The 18,472-nt window shown below is 40.7% G+C and carries 24 protein-coding genes and 1 pseudogene; 22 read left to right on the top strand and 3 right to left on the bottom strand.

All coding sequences use genetic code 11. The annotated features are described in order from the left end of the window. The 19 genes and pseudogenes from E4T82_RS09625 to E4T82_RS09530 form a co-directional block, all read left to right on the top strand. Positions 1-552, top strand: a 552-nt coding sequence (locus tag E4T82_RS09625) for a ribonuclease domain-containing protein (RefSeq protein ID WP_135182616.1), incomplete at its 5' end; no start/stop codon positions are given. A gap of 36 nt (positions 553-588) precedes the next feature. After that, the gene (locus E4T82_RS09620; RefSeq protein ID WP_135182615.1) at positions 589-975 is read left to right on the top strand and encodes a barstar family protein; all 387 of its coding nucleotides are present in this window, start codon (positions 589-591) and stop codon (positions 973-975) included. A gap of 348 nt (positions 976-1,323) precedes the next feature. Beyond that, a complete protein-coding gene (locus E4T82_RS12850) occupies positions 1,324-2,856 on the top strand; it encodes an RHS repeat-associated core domain-containing protein (RefSeq protein WP_228065132.1) in 1,533 nt (510 codons plus the stop codon). Positions 2,857-2,872: 16 nt separating this feature from the next. Then, complete coding sequence (locus E4T82_RS09600; RefSeq protein ID WP_135182614.1) at positions 2,873-3,325, top strand: hypothetical protein; 453 nt, start codon at positions 2,873-2,875, stop codon at positions 3,323-3,325. A 169-nt stretch (positions 3,326-3,494) separates the two neighbouring features. Further along, on the top strand, positions 3,495-5,297 hold the full coding sequence (locus E4T82_RS09595; RefSeq protein WP_135182613.1) for an RHS repeat-associated core domain-containing protein: 1,803 nt from the start codon (positions 3,495-3,497) through the stop codon (positions 5,295-5,297). Between the two features lie 12 nt (positions 5,298-5,309). Beyond that, on the top strand, positions 5,310-5,666 hold the full coding sequence (locus tag E4T82_RS09590) for a hypothetical protein (RefSeq protein ID WP_135182612.1): 357 nt from the start codon (positions 5,310-5,312) through the stop codon (positions 5,664-5,666). Positions 5,667-5,689: 23 nt separating this feature from the next. Continuing rightward, positions 5,690-5,917, top strand: a complete 228-nt coding sequence (locus E4T82_RS09585) for a hypothetical protein (protein ID WP_135182611.1) — start codon at positions 5,690-5,692, stop codon at positions 5,915-5,917. Between the two features lie 13 nt (positions 5,918-5,930). Then, positions 5,931-6,038, top strand: coding sequence for a TipC family immunity protein (locus E4T82_RS13215; RefSeq protein WP_416222663.1), 108 nt, complete (start codon positions 5,931-5,933; stop codon positions 6,036-6,038). 166 nt (positions 6,039-6,204) lie between these two features. Continuing rightward, the gene (locus E4T82_RS09580; protein ID WP_135182610.1) at positions 6,205-6,672 is read left to right on the top strand and encodes a hypothetical protein; all 468 of its coding nucleotides are present in this window, start codon (positions 6,205-6,207) and stop codon (positions 6,670-6,672) included. 80 nt (positions 6,673-6,752) lie between these two features. Next, positions 6,753-7,145, top strand: a complete 393-nt coding sequence (locus E4T82_RS09575; RefSeq protein ID WP_135182609.1) for a hypothetical protein — start codon at positions 6,753-6,755, stop codon at positions 7,143-7,145. Further along, entirely contained in the window at positions 7,129-7,443 is a 315-nt protein-coding gene (locus E4T82_RS13210; RefSeq protein WP_135182608.1) for an RNA 2'-phosphotransferase, read from the top strand. The genes E4T82_RS09575 and E4T82_RS13210 overlap by 17 nt, the downstream gene beginning before the upstream one ends. Next, positions 7,332-7,667, top strand: coding sequence for an RNA 2'-phosphotransferase (locus E4T82_RS13205; protein WP_135182620.1), 336 nt, complete (start codon positions 7,332-7,334; stop codon positions 7,665-7,667). The genes E4T82_RS13210 and E4T82_RS13205 overlap by 112 nt, the downstream gene beginning before the upstream one ends. 76 nt (positions 7,668-7,743) lie before the next feature. After that, a pseudogene (locus E4T82_RS13200) lies at positions 7,744-7,866 on the top strand (HNH/ENDO VII family nuclease); the annotation flags it as partial. 11 nt (positions 7,867-7,877) lie between these two features. Next, positions 7,878-8,294, top strand: a complete 417-nt coding sequence (locus tag E4T82_RS09555; protein WP_135182607.1) for an SMI1/KNR4 family protein — start codon at positions 7,878-7,880, stop codon at positions 8,292-8,294. Positions 8,295-8,675: 381 nt separating this feature from the next. Beyond that, complete coding sequence (locus E4T82_RS09550; protein WP_135182606.1) at positions 8,676-9,035, top strand: hypothetical protein; 360 nt, start codon at positions 8,676-8,678, stop codon at positions 9,033-9,035. 106 nt (positions 9,036-9,141) lie between these two features. After that, positions 9,142-9,504: an EndoU domain-containing protein gene (locus tag E4T82_RS09545; protein ID WP_135182605.1), complete on the top strand. Its 363-nt coding sequence runs from the start codon at positions 9,142-9,144 to the stop codon at positions 9,502-9,504. Next, on the top strand, positions 9,505-9,930 hold the full coding sequence (locus tag E4T82_RS09540; protein ID WP_135182604.1) for a hypothetical protein: 426 nt from the start codon (positions 9,505-9,507) through the stop codon (positions 9,928-9,930). A gap of 119 nt (positions 9,931-10,049) precedes the next feature. Beyond that, entirely contained in the window at positions 10,050-10,700 is a 651-nt protein-coding gene (locus tag E4T82_RS09535) for an ArsR/SmtB family transcription factor (RefSeq protein WP_135182603.1), read from the top strand. Positions 10,701-10,712: 12 nt separating this feature from the next. Then, the gene (locus tag E4T82_RS09530; RefSeq protein WP_135182602.1) at positions 10,713-11,342 is read left to right on the top strand and encodes an HAD family hydrolase; all 630 of its coding nucleotides are present in this window, start codon (positions 10,713-10,715) and stop codon (positions 11,340-11,342) included. Between the two features lie 40 nt (positions 11,343-11,382). On the opposite strand, the gene E4T82_RS09525 is transcribed toward E4T82_RS09530, so the two are convergent. After that, on the bottom strand, positions 11,383-12,387 hold the full coding sequence (locus E4T82_RS09525) for a lactonase family protein (protein ID WP_194185888.1): 1,005 nt from the start codon (positions 12,385-12,387) through the stop codon (positions 11,383-11,385). 398 nt (positions 12,388-12,785) lie between these two features. Between E4T82_RS09525 and E4T82_RS09520 the strand changes: the two genes are divergently transcribed. Genes E4T82_RS09520 through budA form a run of 3 tightly spaced genes read left to right on the top strand, consistent with a single transcriptional unit; the run spans position 12,786 to position 15,897 of the window. Further along, positions 12,786-13,958 (top strand): AI-2E family transporter, encoded by a 1,173-nt coding sequence (locus E4T82_RS09520; RefSeq protein WP_135182600.1) that lies wholly within the window; start codon positions 12,786-12,788, stop codon positions 13,956-13,958. Further along, on the top strand, positions 13,948-15,177 hold the full coding sequence (locus tag E4T82_RS09515) for a tetratricopeptide repeat protein (RefSeq protein WP_135182599.1): 1,230 nt from the start codon (positions 13,948-13,950) through the stop codon (positions 15,175-15,177). The genes E4T82_RS09520 and E4T82_RS09515 overlap by 11 nt, the downstream gene beginning before the upstream one ends. A gap of 3 nt (positions 15,178-15,180) precedes the next feature. Beyond that, positions 15,181-15,897: an acetolactate decarboxylase gene (gene budA, locus E4T82_RS09510; protein WP_135182598.1), complete on the top strand. Its 717-nt coding sequence runs from the start codon at positions 15,181-15,183 to the stop codon at positions 15,895-15,897. 38 nt (positions 15,898-15,935) lie between these two features. On the opposite strand, the gene E4T82_RS09505 is transcribed toward budA, so the two are convergent. Both E4T82_RS09505 and E4T82_RS09500 read right to left on the bottom strand, forming a co-directional pair. Continuing rightward, the gene (locus tag E4T82_RS09505; protein ID WP_135182597.1) at positions 15,936-16,406 is read right to left on the bottom strand and encodes an 8-oxo-dGTP diphosphatase; all 471 of its coding nucleotides are present in this window, start codon (positions 16,404-16,406) and stop codon (positions 15,936-15,938) included. Between the two features lie 11 nt (positions 16,407-16,417). Beyond that, positions 16,418-18,067, bottom strand: a complete 1,650-nt coding sequence (locus tag E4T82_RS09500) for an Rqc2 family fibronectin-binding protein (protein ID WP_135182596.1) — start codon at positions 18,065-18,067, stop codon at positions 16,418-16,420. Positions 18,068-18,472 lie beyond the last annotated feature (405 nt).

Genomic DNA, 18,472 nt, shown 5'->3' with positions numbered 1-18,472 from the left:
AATGTCAAGCGTGTATTGACTGGAAAAGACCCTGTGACAGGGGATAAAGCCAATAGATTGTTAGCACTTGGAGGGCTTGCCCTTGATTTGGCAACCTATGCATTTCCAATTGCCAAATTAGGGAAAGGTGGCAAAGTAGGAAAACTAGCGATAGCCACTAAAACGATTGACACAGTAGATGATGTTAGTGATGCGACTAGGGCTTATAGCGCTTCTAAGGGGCTGAAAGCTGCGGATGCCATTGATGATGTGGGGGATAGTGTAAAAGGATTAAGTGGTTCAAAGGCGCTATCTGATTTACCAGATAATGTTCAAGATGCTTACAAAGGATACTCTAGTAATAATTGGAAAGGAACGTACAAGGGACAAACTACTGGTACGAAAGCCGGTGGTCAATTTAAAAATGATAAAAATTATTTGCCTAATTTTGATAATTCTGGTAACAAAATTACTTATAAGGAATATGATATTAATTCTAAAATAGCAGGTGATAGTCGAGATGCAGAGAGATTCGTCCGCGGAAGTGATGGAAGTGTATACTATACTGATTAGCATTACAAAAATTTTATTAAGGTGGAATGATAAATAATGAATATATTTAGTAAAATAAGCAAGTTCAATAAGATATTTTTAAGAATTAAATATCGAAATTGCTTTACCGTAAGTTTTGATGGGAAAAATATACAAACTGAGTACGATGCTGTTTTGAAGTTAGCTAGTCTTTTTGATATTGATGACTTGGTTGATGGGAATTGGGATGCCTTACAAGATAGGCTTGAACGTCCAAGTTATATAATTCCAGACAATATACATATTTTTATAGATAATTCTAGATATTTATTTGCGAATGATGCAAATTCTAAAAGAATTTTTTTAGCTATTCTCAAAGATACAGTAAAATGGTGGGATGGAGATGTAGAAAAATATGTTGTTGAAGGTAAGAAAAAGTCATTTAATGTTTATTTGGTTGATTGATTATTAAAAGAAATTCCGTGGCGCTGTAGGCGCTGGAGCTAGTCAGCGAGGACTTTGAAAACGCTCCTAGTTTTCCGTCCTCTTTCTCCTAGTTCCCCGCCACCTATGGAGCTCCCCTCCATGGGTGCTTTTCACATCGCCACGGCATTCTCTATTTATGATACACTGAGACCATGACGGTTTCAGACAAGGACGGTAAGGGAACTGTCCAAGCTAATCTACACTTATGACCATGACCTGAAAGCACGGGAGACCTATAGCTATGGCTATGGTAGAAACTCCTACCTCAATCACCAAACCAATGAAACCTACCAGTATCTGACCAACCAGTCAGGTTCTGTCACAGGCTTGACCAAAGGTGGTGAGGCGGTAGCTTCAACCAGCTACAAGCTCTATGGATCTACTAAGCAGAGTACAGATGAGACAGGTAATCCCTATGCCTACAATGGCGAAGCTCGTGATAGTACAGGACTTGACTACCTCAGAGCAAGGTATTACGATAGCCAAGCTGGAACATTCTTGACAGAGGACAGCTATCAGGGAGAGCTAACGAATTCCCTCAGCCAGAATCGCTATGCCTATGTCCAGAATAATCCTGTCAACTACACCGACCCAAGTGGGCATAGCCTTGTCCTCACCACCATGGGAGGGGGACGAAAACAATCTCCGATTGCATCTGCTTTCTCAGCTGGCATAAAGAGCTTTGCCTCTACGCTTGTGGCACCGATTAAGACAACTGCTCAGTTTGTTTCCGTTACTGTCCGAGCGGCTGTCGCCACTGTCCAGCATACGATGATGAAAGCTCAACCAAACCATTATACAGATGCGCAGAAAGCGAAGATTAGAAGTGACTATGCATCAGCTGTCGGAGCAAAAGCCGCTTTCCATATTCGTGAAGCAGGCAATCTCGCACTAAACTGGACGAAAGCCTTGGCAGACACGATGCGACATGTGTGTGATCCGAAAGCGACCAAGGCACGAGATAAAGGGTGGAGGCCAAGAACTATTAGCTTTGGAGGTGGAGGAGTTGCCAGCTGGGATAGTACAGCTGGGCCAAGTTCCCGTTATCACTCAACTACTTCTGGTCAATCTACAAGAAAGAAAGGTAATGCCAGCCGTGTCAGTGACAGTAATTATGGAGTTCGTTTAGGTGGTGTTGCCAGTTGGAGTGGAACTTCTAGTACAAGTAACCAACCTCAATCTAACGCTTCTGTTGGGCCGAAATTGATGACCGATGAAGAACTAGACGCATCTAGGAAAGCAACGCTACAACTTTTTAAGACGCTCGGTGGTGAACTCAGTGGTTGGTATAATGTCAAGCGTGTATTGACTGGAAAAGACCCTGTGACAGGGGATAAAGCCAATAGATGGGTAGCAGCTGGAGGATTAGCCCTTGATTTGGCAACCTATGCATTTCCAATTACCAAATTAGGGAAAGTTGGCAAAGTTGGTAAAATAGGAAAAGTTGCAACAGCCGCTAAAACGATTGACACAGTAGACGATATTAGTGATGCGACGAGGGCTTATAGAGCCTCTAAGGGGCTGAAAACTGCGGATGCCATTGACGATGTGGGGGATGCTAATAGGGCAATAACTAGTCTTGATAAATTGTCTCCTAAAGATATTCAATCTATGTCACTTGATGATATTCGTCGATCAGTACCAACAGATAAGGGCTGGACTATTCATGAACACAATGGGTTTATACATATTTATGATGGCTCTAGTCCGCATCCTATTATCCGCATAGATCCACCTGATACAGTTACCAAATATGATCATATACATTTTTATGATAGGTTCAACGATTCTTTAGATGTGAATGGCAATATTGTATCTAAGAAGAGTCCAGATGCTCATATACCATGGCTTGGAAAATAAACAAGGAGTTCTCAGAATGTCAGATATTGAAGAAATAAAAGAAAAAATCAATCGAATGGATTATTGGGATTCTCAGGTATTAGATTTTAATATACAATACTTTGGAGATGAAGCGAAGCTCTATATTCAAAGCTACAAGGAGTATAGGGAGACAGAATTTTGTTGGGAAATTAAATTTTTACGCTGCTTTAAAGTAAGCTATGAAACAGATGCTGGTTGGGTAAGACAACGTAAAGATATACAGGGATTTTCGGATGTGTTTGGCAGAGAGTACGATGTTAAAGATACATTCATTTTACCAAATACTACCTATTCTGCTCAAGATATAGCGGTTTCACAGCACAGTCACTTTTTGCTAAGAGCCAAGATCATTATGGATAATATGTCTATTGATATCATATGCCAAGACATTGTTATAGCAAAAGTTCAAATAAAGGAACAGCATTTTTTCTGGGATAGGACTAGGTAATATAGAAGTGATATCGCACTTCTAAGTATGTAAGATACAGTGAAAAAGCACTGGAAATCTAGATTGCCTCCCTGAGATGAGAAACAATAAAACGCTCCTGTTCAAACTAGTATAAACCGGAAACAGGAGTGTTTTACTTTCTTTTGGTAATTTACCAGGAGAGGGTAAAGTGACCTATGCGTCAGAGGTGAAAGATGTCCTCATCCCATACACCACACGAGAATATACCTATGAGTATTATGAAGAACGCAACTATGTCAATGACATCAATCGCAACCATACCGAAGTCCTTCAAAGCTATGACCATGACCTGAAAGCACGGGAGACCTATAGCTATGGCTATGGTAGAAACTCCTACCTGAACAACCAGACAGGTCATGACTACCAGTATCTGACCAACCAGTCAGGTTCTGTCACAGGCTTGACGAAAGGTGGTGAGGCAGTAGCGTCAACCAGCTACAATCTCTACGGTGCAACCAAGACCACGACAGATGAGACAGGCCATCCCTATGCCTATAATGGCGAAGCAAGAGATGTCACAGGATTAGACTACTTACGTGCAAGGTATTATGATAGCAGAGCGGGCACCTTCCTGACAGAAGACAGCTACCAGGGAGAGCTAACGAATTCCCTCAGCCAGAATCGCTATGCCTATGTCCAGAATAATCCTGTCAACTACACCGACCCGAGTGGGCATAGCCTTGTACTTACCACCATGGGTGGAGGAAGGAAATCTTCTTCGAGTGCGTCTGCTTTCATAGCTGGCATAAAGAGGTTTGCCTCTATGATTGTAGCACCGATTAAGACAACTGCTCAGTTTGTTTCCGTTACTGTCCGAGCGGCTGTCGCCACTGTCCAGCATACGATGATGAAAGCTCAACCAAACCATTATACAGATGCGCAGAAAGCGAAGATTAGAAGTGACTATGCATCAGCTGTCGGAGCAAAAGCCGCTTTCCATATTCGTGAAGCAGGCAATCTCGCACTAAACTGGACGAAAGCCTTGGCAGACACGATGCGCCATGTGTGTCAATCTGCAGGCAAAGCAACTGGGGGAACAACCGTTCATGCCAGCACGATATCCTTTGATAGTGGTCAGACGACAGTAGCCTATGACTTTAAGCAAAATCTGATGAAACAATACGGATTTGAGAGTGACGAAGCTGAGCTTATCTGGAAGTTATATCAAAAAGTCCAACAAGTAGATGGTAAAAATGCGGACTACATCTTCAATCGATTGATAGGTGGGATTGTTTATAATGATGAAACCCCTCCTAAGGGTTTTAAGAAGAAAATGCAATGGTTTAAAGCGTCAGTACAGTGGAATGGAACTGCTGGTGTGGTGGATGATCCTAAGAGCGATGATGATAGGTTTGCTGGTATATCTGTGCAGATGAGGTTTAACTACAAGTTATCTCAGAGTGATTATGATAGGTTGAGTAATGTTATAAAAACTCAATATAAGAAATCAAATGATATAGATTTTCAATATTCAGATTTTGCACATCAAAGTATTACGACTGCAACACATTTGTATAGTAATCCGTTACGTTTAGCCAATTTATATGGAGTTCTGAAAGGTCAAGGAACGAACAGTCATCAATATACTAATCATTTATCTGGCTGGCTTGGAGATATTACATTAGGAAAAAATCCAAGTATCAATAATCCAGATTATAAAGCTGATTTAGATGCGGTGAATATTGTAGCGTTGATGAAGCAAAATAATAGCGATTATGCGACCGCGAGTACCCAATATTATGATGGCATCGCATCAGGAAGATATAATCGAGCGGATCTATTTGTCAAAAACAATGGCGGTTTATCGAATATTAAGCAGACAGTCTATGATGCGGTTGGGATTAAGGCTGGTAGTGACGGAGATGCGCTTATTCAATTACGCACGAAGAATCCAGTAGCCTATAACTTTATTGGGCATCTGGCACGACATAAGTCAGATTATAGTGAATAGAAAGGTGACTAGATGAAAAAGAAAACGATGAGAAGGCTGCTTTATATAGTTGCCATTCCGCTTTTACTTATTCTTTCCTATAAAATATACCTACATGTAGAGAGAGGGCGAGAATATCAATCATTAGATAATGTCTTTAAAGAGATGAATTATGCAGCGCTTTATCCAGACGACCTTGTTAGGCTTCCTAATTTAAGTAATGTGTTAAATAGCAGTCAAGCATTTAGATATCCAGATAGTATTAAAAGTTTACCAATAAAAAATACCTTACTGCAAAAAGATGAAAGTCTAGCAGTTGTGATAGGATTTAATGATGTAATAGCATTGGAATACAAAAAAAAATATCATCAAATATATTTTTATATATGAGCTGGTACTATAAAGGTAATAGAATGATTGAAGGTTTAGAAATCTCTAATTCAGACACATCTTTAGTTTTTGCGACCGCTGCTTATGATGTAGAAGATGAAGCTACAAAAAGAAGAGAGACTCTGAAGGAAGCATTAGAAGGGATATATAACTTCAGCTCCACTAAAGGTTTACCAAGTTTACAGCTGACGGATACCAAGGAAGTGTTAGAGTATAAAGCCCTATGGGCTAGATGCCAATTGGATTCGTGAAAAGTCAGATTATATGCTATATGATGTTGTTCTCAAACGTTGGTTTGAAAAAGGCAGTCAACGGTATTCCTTTGATAATCTGGGAAATGTTAAAATAGAACGATTGGATATATTCAGATAGTATTCCGTGGTGCTGTAGGCGCTTGAGCTAGTCAGCGAGGACTTTGAAAACACTAGAAAGATTTCCTCGTTTTCCGTCCTCTTTTTCCTAGCTCCCCGCCCACCTAAGGTTATAAAATTGATTATAGAATGGGTCCTTCATTTCTTAAGTGGCTGGGAGATTAAATATGGAAGAGTTGAAATTTCAATATGATAAATATTTCGATAATGCTACTATAATTGCTACTGTGGTATATGAAGTTATAAAGAAGACAGGATCTGGCTATATATATTTATCTAATCTTCTTTCGTATTCAAAATATGAAGGAGATCTTCAGGAAAGTATTACTAGGAGAGACAAATTAATTGATTTTAATGCAGATACCAGATTTAATCACTTTACAGAGGTAACAATAAAAGCTTTTTTTGACTATTTGTATCAGTGCCAATATATTGAGGAGTGCACATTGATTCTCACTAATAGACATTATACGGTGGAAGAATTATATAGAAATTTAGCAGAGTATAGGAATATCGTTCTTAAATTAGATTTGATAGAAGGAACCCTCTATCATGTTAAATTCTCTGAATGCATTAACAGTGATTCTTTAAAGCAATCCATTACTAATGTTATTGGTGATGTAAAGATAGAGTAGGGGTGGCGTAATGATCTATAACCTTAAGAACATTCTTCGGAAGATGTGCCAATTGGTAGGAAAGAGTGGAGGTCAGTAGTATGGAAAATAAGATACTGTATGAATTACCAATGTTTTCTGCTTTACTCTCTGTCTCTCCAGAGGTGGAATTTAAAGGAAGGGATGTGAATATTACTTTAAGAGGGTACGACGATGATGATAATTTTTATATAGTTATATTGAAATTTTATGGAGTATTTGAATTCAGGAAAACATATTCCCATTTTGCTAATCATGGAAAAGCATACGACAGGGTTTTAGAAATTATTAACTCGGATAGGCTTCAACAATTGAAGTTAAACAATCGTCAACTATTTAATGTCCTTCAAAATAGCAGTACCCCTCTTAGACACTTTAATTTACTACTTGATAGTTACGATACTTACAATATTATATGTTCAGGTTTTGAGGTGATTGATGATGGATTTGGATAAATTAAGCAAAGAGTGTTCGTATATTCTGAGACCCGCGCTTGAAAAGTACCATTTGAAAAGTGATTCTCATGGTTGGGTGTGCATTGATTCTTTTATTGATGTCTCAAGAATGAAGTTTGGTTGGTCAGATATTCACAATGTGATATTAAACTCTCCTAAAAAAGTCATGAAGTTAGTGCAGGCAGAATCCGGGCTTTATATGGACATTCAATTGATAAGCCTATTCAATACGATTCTCAAAAGCCCCCAAAGTATTTATATCATGGTTCACCTAGTAAAAATAAAATATCTATCTTAAAACAGGGACTATCAAAACAATCTAGGCAGTATGTACATCTATCAGAAAATATAGAGACAGCTTATCAGGTTGCGTTGAGATATAATGTAGAAGTTACAATTTTTTGTATTGCTTCGTCATTAGCTTGGAAAGATGGCATAGAATTTTATAATCCAGATGGTAATATATGGTTAGTAGATGAAGTTCCAGTACAATACTTAGAAGTTGTACCTTTAGATATTTAACATTGTTAGATTAGTTTTTATTAATGGTAAATAAAAATGATAATGGTACTGTTGCAGAAGTTACCAGTCTTTCCATAACAAAAACTACAACGCAATACATATCAATACAGGTCAACTACCATCTGGTATCAACCGCTCAGAATTTGATAATTGGCGAAGAAATTATTGGGAAAATAGAGTTAAGAATTTGGTAGAATGAGGTGAATAAACATGGATAACAATTTAATAAATAGACTAAAATATGTTATAGAGAGTACTGAGGGTGTTGATTTTGCACCTTACGGAGAAGGAATGAGTGATTATTGGATTGGTAAAGCTGAAAAAAGATTATCGTTTCCATTTCCGGAAAGTTTTAAATGGTGGTTAAAAAATTATGGAGGTGGCGAAGTATTTGGTGATGAGATATTTAGTATATATGAGCTTGATTTTGATAATGTAGTTGGAGATGATATTGTTTATATTAATGAGTTGAATAGGGAGAATAATGTTACTAATTCCTCTCAGCTAACTATTTGTGAAGGTGATTTCGGTATGTTTTGTTTTCAGAAAGATGCCAATGGAATAGAGGAACATCCAGTGATGTTGAACGATAGTTTTTATGCTATAAATTTCATAGAATTTTATTAAAATTTATAAGTGAGGGAGTATGATTCCAATGGTAATTTAGTGATAAATATAGATATTGATTTTATAGTCTTTTCGTTTCCTTTTAGTACTCGCTCCAATAGTCTGGAAGACTGTTGGAGGTTGGAAATAAAACGAGTGTAACTCGTGTCAACGAGCTTTTGTATCTTAGTAATTGAATTTGAGCTAAGCACTGTGTGAAAAAGATAGGTAGCTGTTCTCGCTTTAGCGAGTTACAGCTGTGGCTACCTTTAGGTATAAACGAAATGACGATACTGACTATGGACGTCCTCGAGAATACCATAATCCTCATCAACATAACTATGTAAATAATTCTACAGGGGGAGGTCGACAAAGGCTAGGAGAAAGTGAGCTAGAGATTCCATGAAACTGAGTGGGTATATGTTAAATGACGGTGTGAAAGTGACTTTTTATGAACTGCTTTCTAAAATACCGTATAATCATGATAATTGGTATATTTTTGAATTTGATGCCATAGGAATTGCACCAGGAAATATGACTATGCAAGAATTTGAAGATTTGGTATTAAATGCTGAATACGGCTATAGAATGGATTGGGAAGAACTTTTTATATTATCAAAGGCAATTAACGATATAAATAATTTGATATTAATTTCTTCTACAATTCCCATTAATTTTGTATCTGTTGAAAAAGGTGTGGAATATGTAATGATTAGGTTAGAAATTCATGACAGTACCTATTGGGAAATTGAATTTTATTGATTAGATTTTGAAGCAACTGGCGAAATACTTATTAGTTTTAGTAAGAAGTGCAGCAAAAAATAGCTTTATATGTTTTTTAATAATATTTCCCTAGTGCTATAGGCGTTTGTCACATCATCACGGTCATTCACCTAAAATTAATAACTCAAATCTAAATTATGCAATTCAAACCGTAAGAACTAATAATGATGGGACTGCTTCTGTTGACTTTGTTAAGCAATTAGATAACGGAGAAGTTTCAAACATAAAAAACTCAACTTTGTTCCCTCAAACTTGGAGTGATAAAGATATGATAGATTCGATTAAAACAGTTGGAGAAGGGGTTCCATTAGCAATAAGAGACAGCGATGGAGCTACATTCCATCGTAACAAAATAAATGGAGTGAGTATTGATGTAATTAAACGTGAAACTGATGTTATTAGTGCCTATCCTACAGGTAATAATCTTTCTTATCCAGGGGGATTTTAGATGAACTACTATAAAGAGTTAGATAAAATTTTGTCACACCCTTATTTAGGTGATACATTTTATGATGTGGATGTTGAATATATTATGGATACCCTCCTACCATCTTTAAATCAAGATGAATGGAAAAAATTATATGACGGATGTAAGATTAAAAAACCATCCTACAAGTTCAAGTTAGCTTACTGCTTAGACGGGTATGATGACTTGAATGCCTTTCTTCTACTAATGAATTTAATATTCTGTACTGATGAGGAGGTACTTGAACAAGTACTCATATCTTTAATTTCGTTTGATTCATCTAAGTATAGATATCTTTTATATCAATTTCCACGAGGGATAGATTTTTTGAAAAAATTATCTGACTATGAGAAAAATAAAACAATAGGAAGATTAAGCATTAATGTTCTTGAAAAATTCAAATTATAAATCATCTTAAATTAAAATTAATATTTATGAAGGATGTTTTAAGATATTGAAAATTAGTAGTTAATTGAATAGAATTTTATTGATGCGTGGTTGGAATATATTGAGGAGTGTCAAGGACTTTGGTAGATAGTAGACAGTACATGGATCAGATTTTCAAGGAATACGTGCGCATCGGAAAAGCACTATCCAGTGAAAAACGGTTAGAAATCTTACACAGGCTTATTCATGGCCCTAAATCCGTAGAGCAGCTGGCTCGAATGACAGATATGACCATTGCCAATACCTCTCGGCATCTCCAAGTGTTGAAAGAAGCTAGTCTGGTGACCCTGAAAAAAGAGGGGAAATATGTCTGGTACAGTGTTTCATCTGAAATAGTTGAGCATTTGTTGCACGATATTCACCAGATTAGCGAGGAGCAATCACCGATGTTGGGCTTTATTGAGCAACAATTCATTGCGACCGACGATCAGATTAAGACCACTGACTTGGCAGAAGCTAAAAATAAGGTCTTTGCCCGCCAAGCTCAACTAGTCGATTTGCGGTCTGAGGTCGAGTTTGAAATTGACCATGTAGCAGGTGCGCTCAATATCCCCTATGCCGTGTTAGAGGATAATTTGGAAAAACTGGACAAGGATAAGACGATTATCTTATATTGTCGAGGCTTGTTTTGTACCTATGCCAATCAAGCAGCTGCGGTTTTAAATCGCAGTGGCTTTGAGGCTTACAGTGTCAACGGAACCCATTTTGATTGGAAACGGGAAACAAAATAGTGGGAGAAGAGAGTGCTAAACTGGATATTTTTTGATGTCGGCTCAACTCTGGTAGATGAAACAGCGACCTATCAGCGATTTGCGGCAGAATGTGCAAAGGTATTAACGAATCATGGTCAGACAGTTACGGCGGCAGCATTTTTTGAAAAAATGAAAGAATTATCAGAAAGTGGTCAGGCTCCGATCAGAAATGCTTGGGCTTGGTATGGTTTGCCAGATAAGTTGCGCCCTCGATGGAATCATGCGGGGGAAACACTTTATCCTGACGTCCTTCAAACGCTAGAGTATCTCAGTCAGTCCTACAGTCTCGGCATTATTGCTAATCAAGGTAGGGGACTCGCGGAGCGCTTAGAAGCCTTTGGGATTCGGCATTTTTTTGATATCATTGTCTGTTCAGAGGAAGTTGGCTATCGAAAGCCTGACCGAGCGATATTTGATTATGGACTAAGACAAGCCGAGAGCCCTGCGAGGAATTGTATCTACGTCGGTGACCGCATGGACAATGATATTCTTCCTGCTAAGGAACTTGGCATGCGGACGGTGCATGTCTTACAAGGAATGGGGCCGCATAACGGTAGGCAAAGAGAGAATGTCAGCGATATGACTATCCAACACCTGAGTGACTTGATGGAACGATTATAAAAAACGCTTGAAGCCAATGATCGGCTTCAAGCGTTTTATCTTATGCAAATGTGACGCAGACAGCTTCAGGGACGATAAAGTCAGAAGATAGGTTGGTCAGTTTGCCTGTTTCTGCATCGCGCCTAAAGACGCTGACATTATCTGAGTCTTGGTGAGCCACAATCAGGAAGCGATTGTCAGGGCTAAGGATGAAGTCGCGCGGGGTCTTGCCAAGGCTTGGAACGATTTCCACCAGTTCAAGACTGGCATCTCCTAACACCTTGTAAACAGCAATCGAATCATGACCGCGGTTTGAACCATAGAGGAATTTTCCATCGTTTGACAGGCGGATGGCTGCAGTGCCATTAAAACCTGTGTAGTCACTTGGTAAGGTTGAGATGGTCTGCATGAGTTCAAATTCTCCTAGGCCGTCATAAATCAGCACTTCAATGGTAGAATTTAACTCGCAGATAAGGTAGGCGATTTTAGCGGTTGGGTGGAAAACGATATGACGGGGACCAGCGCCTGGTGTTGCATGGTAGCGGGCAAGTGGTGCTAGCTTGCCTTGGTCGGATACCTTGTAAGTCACAACCTCGTCCGTTCCTAAATCGCAGGTTACGAGGTATTTGTCAGGGGTCAAATCAGCGAAATGCACGTGTGGTCCAGCCTGATTTTCATGGGGGCCTGAACCTTCATGTTGTTGCATATCTGTTTGTTCTAGTCCGCCATTTTCTAAGCGTTTGTAGACCAAGACTTGCCCCTTGTGGTAGTTGGCACCGTAGACAAGACCGCGTTCTTCATCGACAGATACGTAGCAGTGCGGCGCACCTTCTGCGACGGCATGGTTAATGAGGTTAAAGGTTGGCGAAAAAGCAGCTAGTCCCCCCTGACTGTCCTTAGCTCCTACAGAATAAAGCGCATGGTCGTCTGCAAAGGCAAGATAGGTCGGATTTGGCTCAGTTGCTACCAAACGACGGTTGGATAACTCACCTGTTGTTGGATCAAAGTCAGCTGTGTAGATACCTTTTGAATCTCTCCGAGTATAGGTTCCAAAATAAAGTGTCATCATCAAGTCCTCACATTTTAGTATTTAAAGAATTATACCATATTTTGTGGAGAAAGTCCTTTGAACCAGTGATTTCTCAGGACAAACGCACGAAACAACCGTTTCGAATGATACCCTGAATAGAAACAGTTTAGTGTAAGGTTCTTCTATAGTAAAAACACTAAACCCTCTCAATGCTTTATGAAAAATCTGAACTATGAAATACAGAAAACTTTATTTTCTCTCTAAAAATCTTTCATGCGTTTGTCCTGATGATTTCTATCACCCGAAAATGAGGGATACATGGTATAATAGAAAAAATAGAGTCATTTCGTTTTAATCTAGTACCTTGTAACGCGTCTTGTCTAACTCCGAGTACTACATCAAAATGAAACGATGATACAAGAAAGAGGTTTGATATGGACGATAAGCAACCAAAGTTTTACAGGTCTTGGCTTTTTAAATGGTTTGTCAACAATCAGGCAGTGACATTTTTTCTAGTGACGCTCTTGGTCTTGCTGACCATACTGGTCTTGACCAAGATTAGTTTTATTTTCAGCCCAATTGTTAGTTTCCTTGAGATTATTCTTTTGCCGATGCTCTTGACGGGCTTGCTCTACTATTTGCTCAATCCCATGGTTGATTTGCTGGAAAAATACAAGGTGTCACGAACCGTTGCGATTGGTATTCTTTTTGTGGTGATCGCCTTTCTTTTGGTATGGGGCTTAGCGGTTGCCATTCCAAGTATTCAAAAGCAGGTCGTCAGCTTTGCTCGTAATCTCCCGACCTATATTCAAGAAATTGAACTACAGGTGACGTCTCTCTTACAGGACGATCGCTTTGAGCAGTTCAGACCAACAGCCTTGGAAGTGTTAAACAATGTTAATAGCTACATTATTTCCTTTGCGCAAAAATTGTCGTCAAGCGCAGTTGATTGGGCTAAAAACTTGATTAGTGCGACCTCGCAGGTGGTGGTAGCGGTCTTGATTATGCCCTTTATCCTCTTTTATCTTCTGCGTGACGGGCAATACCTGAAAGCACACATCACCAAATATCTCCCAACCCAATGGCGCGCATCTATCGGTGATGTCTTGACCGATGTCAATAGCCAGTTGTCCAACTACGTTCGCGGTCAGGTGACGGTTGCAGCCATTGTGGCCTTGATGTTTTCGATTATGTTTTCTGTGATTGGTCTTAGCTACCCGATTACTTTAGGGATTGTGGCTGGTTTCTTGAACCTGATTCCCTATCTTGGGTCCTTCCTTGCCATGATTCCAGCCCTTATCTTGGGGGCTATTGCAGGGCCATTTATGCTGATTAAGGTCGTCATTGTCTTTGCGGTGGAGCAGACGATTGAGGGACGGTTTGTGACGCCGTTGATTATCGGAAGCTCCTTGAATATCCATCCGATTACCATTCTCTTTGTCCTCTTGACAGCTGGTCAGATGTTTGGCGTGGTGGGAGTGCTCCTTGGAATTCCGATTTATGCCTCTATCAAGGTAGTCTTAAAGGCTATCTTTGAATGGTACAAGGATTACAGTGGCTTGTATGAGCCAGAAGCGGAAGGAATTGAGGGGTTGGATGAACAATAGTGAAAAAATGCTGGTCTGCTTAGAACAACAAGACTTACCAAAGGCGATGAAATATTTTCAGCGTGCCTTGGAGACTGATTCCGATGAGCTCTTGCTAGACCTGGCAGCTTATCTAGAAAGCATTGGTTTTCTGCCGCAGGCAAAGGAAATTTACCTGCGTTTGCAGGACAGCTACCCTGAGCTTGCGATTCAGCTTGCCCAAATTGCCAATGAAGACGGTTTGACAGAAGAAGCATTTGGTTATTTGGAAACGATTCAGCCAGACAATCCAGCCTATCTGGAAGCCTTGGTGGTCAAGGCAGACTTGTATCAGTCAGAGGGTTTGGCCGATGTTGCCAGAGAAAAACTCTTGGAAGCTAGTCGCTTATCGGATGATCCAGTGATTTTGTTTGGTCTAGCCGAGCTAGATATGGAGTTGCAGGAGTACAAGGAAGCCATTCAGTATTATGCCCAGTTGGACAATCGGGCAATCCATGAATGGACAGGGGTGTCGACCTATCAGCGGATTGGTCTTGCCTATGCCAGCCTTGGAAAGTTTGAAGTGGCAATTGAATTTTTGGAAAAATCAGTTGAGCTGGCCTACGATGATCAGACGGTCTTTGAGCTTGCGACCCTCTTGCTAGACCGAGAAGACTATCAGAAATCAGCTCTTTATTTCAAGCAATTAGACACCATGAATCCAGAATTTGAAGGCTATGAATATGTCTATGCCCAGGCGTTACATGGAGAGCATAAGTTGACGGAGGCACGGGAGATGGTAGCAAAAGGACTTACCAAAAATGAATACGATCCAGCCCTGTTATTGCTGGCTTCTCAGTATGCCTACGAGGACCATGATGTGGAGGCGGCAGAAGCCTATCTCTTACAGGCTAAGCCTGATGTGGACGATGAAAATGAAGTCATTCTACGCTTGACCAATCTTTACTTAGATCAGGAAAGGTATGAGGAAGCTATTGCTCTCTATTCGGAAGAGTTGGACCATGTCCTAGCTGTTTGGAATATCGCCAAAGCCTATCAGGCCTTGGAACGAGATGAAGAGGCACTTACTCTCTTTGAGCATTTGCAGCAAGATTTGGCGGAAAATCCTGAATTTTTGGCAGATTATACCGAGTTATTGCGAAAGCTAGGTCGAGTGCAAGAGGCTAAAGATTTGGCCAGTCGTTACCTGCAATTGGTGCCAGATGATCTTCTCATGCAAGAATTTTATAATCAAGGATAAGGAATGGAAGCAAATAAATTATTTCAGTATAACACACTCGGTGCCTTGATGGCTGGTCTGTATGGTGGCTCTCTGACAGTCGGAGAATTGTTAGAACACGGTGATTTGGGCTTAGGAACGCTTGATTCAATTGACGGAGAACTGATTGTACTGGACGGTAAAGCCTATCAGGCCAAGGGGTCAGGGGATAGGCCCGAGGTGGTAGAAGTAGCGCATGATGTCAAGGTACCTTATGCAGCAGTTATTTTTCATCAAGCAGAGGTCATTTTCAAGCAACGTTTTGAGATGACCGATAAGGAATTGCAGGAGCGAATTGAGTCTTACTACGACGGGGAAAACCTTTTTCGTTCGATTAAAATTCGTGGGCATTTTTCCAAAATGCATGTGCGAATGATTCCGAAATCCACGTCAGATATGAAGTTTGCGGAAGTCGCCACGCACCAGCCAGAATACACCGCAGAAGATATCTCGGGCACTATTGTGGGAATCTGGACTCCTGAGATTTTCCATGGGGTCAGTGTCGCGGGCTATCATCTGCACTTTATCTCTGATGACCATAGATTTGGCGGGCATGTCATGGACTATGTCATCAGTCAAGGCTTTGTTGAAGTGGGAGCAGTTGACCAGCTGGATCAACGCTTCCCCGTTCAGGACCGCCAGTTCCTCTTTGCCAAATTCAATGCCAAAGAGGTACGAGAAGATATTGACAAAGCAGAGTGAAGAAAACAAAAAAGAGGTCGCAACCTCTTTTTTGAGTGTCAATAATAGCGTTTTTCCTCTGTATGTGAAACGCAATGGTTTTCTTCATCCCAGTAGTGAATCCGCTCAAAGGAACCCTTACGCCAGTAGAGGGGCAGTCGGTCGCGGATATCGTCTTGCATGTCAAGCTGGTCGAGCTGGTCAATCCGCCACCATTTTGGTGTCCCTTCAGGTGAGCTGCTTAGAACCTCGCCTTCAAACTCCTCGCAGAGAAAGTCGTAGTAGACATAGCGTTCGTTTCCGATTGGATTGGTAAAGCCTGAGATTCCCTTTAGTTGGAGATTGAGGACGGTCAGACCCGTCTCTTCCTTAACCTCGCGCACAGCTGCTTCAAAGAAACTCTCTGGAAATTCGACCTTGCCACCGGGCTGAATCCAGCCATTGAAATCATCATGTTGGCGGTCTAAGAGCAGGACTTGCTGGCCTTTTTTGATACAAACATTGACATAATTTTTGATTGTTTCGCTCATGTTTCGATCCTTTATTGTTTCATTGACTTAATCTTCGTTTCATCTGGTGTCACGCGGAGCGTCTTTTGCCCGCGGTAGGTGACAAAGCCAGGTTTTCCACCAGTCGGTTTGTGTAATTTTTTGGCCTCAATCATGTCGACTTGAATGAGGTTGGAGTAGCGAGCTTTGGAGAAGTAGGCCGCTAATTCTGCGGCATCAGTCTTGACTTCATCGCTCGGTTCAAGATTGTTCATGATGATGACATGACTTCCTGGAATATCTTTGGCATGGAACCAGAGTTCCCCTTTTTTGGCTATTTTGAAGCTCAATTCATCATTTTGGAGATTATTTTTTCCGACAAGAATAACGGTTTTTCCGTCTGACGCTAAATAGCGCTCCGGTTTCTGGCGTTTTGCCCTTTTTTCACGATGACGGCGCTTGAGATAGCCCGTCTCAATCAATTCTTCTCTGATTTCCTCAATTTCAGCAAGGCTGGCCTGTCCCAGCATGGTGTCAACACTTTCAAGGTAGGTAATCGTTGACTTGGTCTCTTCGATTAAGGTATTAAGGTGTTTAACTGCTTCTTTTAATTTCTGGTATTTCTTGAAATAGCGCTGGGCATTTTGGCTAGGGGTAAGGGTGACATCTAGCTCAATGGTCAAGGGCTCACCGGTATAGTAATTATCTAAGGTGACACTTGATTGGTCGTTGGGCACTTGGTGGAGGTAGGTCGTCAGTAATTCCCCTTTTTGACGTAAGAGTTCAGCACCTTCGGTGTCAAGGAGTTCCTGTTCCTGCTTGAGAAGTTTCTTGTGATTTTTCTCTAATTCACTCGCCACCCGTTTGATCAATTCCTGCGCTTGTTGGGCCACCCGATCTCTTTCTGCCTTGTCCTGATAGTAGTAGTCAAGGAGCTGAGAAAGGCTAGAAGATGTTTCCTGACTGTCAGCAAACGGCACGGCAGAATAAGATTTTTGCGTTATTGTTGGCTTACAAGTTTGTCCAAAAAAGTTGCGGAAGGTCTTGAGTTTGTCTGTTGTCAAACGCTCTGCCAATTCCGTTGCGGTATCGCGCCCCAAGCCCTGAAAAAGCGTTTGTAGTCCTTTGGGGGTAAGTTCCTTCGTACTGAGTAGTTCAAATAACTTTTCATTCCCAATCGTAAAGGGATTGAACTGATTGTTTTCAGGGGGACGGATATAGCTTGCGCCCGGTAGAATCGTCCGATAGGAATTTTGTGAAAAACCAACATGCTTAATCGCCTCAATAATCCGTTCCTCTGTCCTATCAATGAGGAGAATATTGCTGTGCTTACCCATGATTTCGATGATGAGACTGACCTTGATATGGTCGCCAATCTCGTCCTTGTTTGATACAATCAATTCTAAGATACGATCATTCTCCCATTGGCGGATTGATTCGATAATAGCGCCCTGCAAATATTTCCGAACAATCATGGTAAAGGTGTTGGGGACCTTGGGATTGGTAAATTCAGTCTGGGTCAGCTGGACACGTCCAAAGACTGGATGGGCAGAGAGTAGCAGTTTGTGGCTCGTCCGATTGCTACGGATATGAAGGACCAGCTCCCGTTCAAAAGGTTGATTGATCTTTTGAATCCTTCCCCCCTCAAGCGCCTCTCGTAATTCAGTTGTGATATGGTGTAAAAAAAATCCGTCAAAAGACATGTCGATTCCTCGTATTTCTAGTTTCTGTATATCCGTCGTTTAGGTTCTTAGTACCTGTACTTGTTCGCTATCAACTGTAAAGCCTGTCAGAGTTGGAAACTATCCAGTGGAGCGTTTCTTCAAGCAGAGGACACTTTGTGCTTTATAGGCCCTTGTATCTTATGCAATTGAATTCGAGCTAAGCACTGTGTGAAAAAGATAGGTAGCTGTTCTCGCTTTAGCGAGTTACAGCTGTGGCTACCTTTAGAGATTGGGCTGAAAACCTCCACTGGAGCTTTTCACTCGTCAGATTTCCTATATTTCTGTAGCTGTTACGAGCTTGCTCGTTTTACAGATACGGATACTCTTGAGTGCACTTTGTGCTTTTCACGCTCTCGTATCTTACTTAATCGAACACGCCCTAAA

The sequence above is a fragment of the Streptococcus cuniculi genome, from assembly GCF_004570575.1.
GTDB lineage: Bacteria > Bacillota > Bacilli > Lactobacillales > Streptococcaceae > Streptococcus > Streptococcus cuniculi_A.
This window is presented reverse-complemented; position numbering and strand designations above follow the sequence as displayed.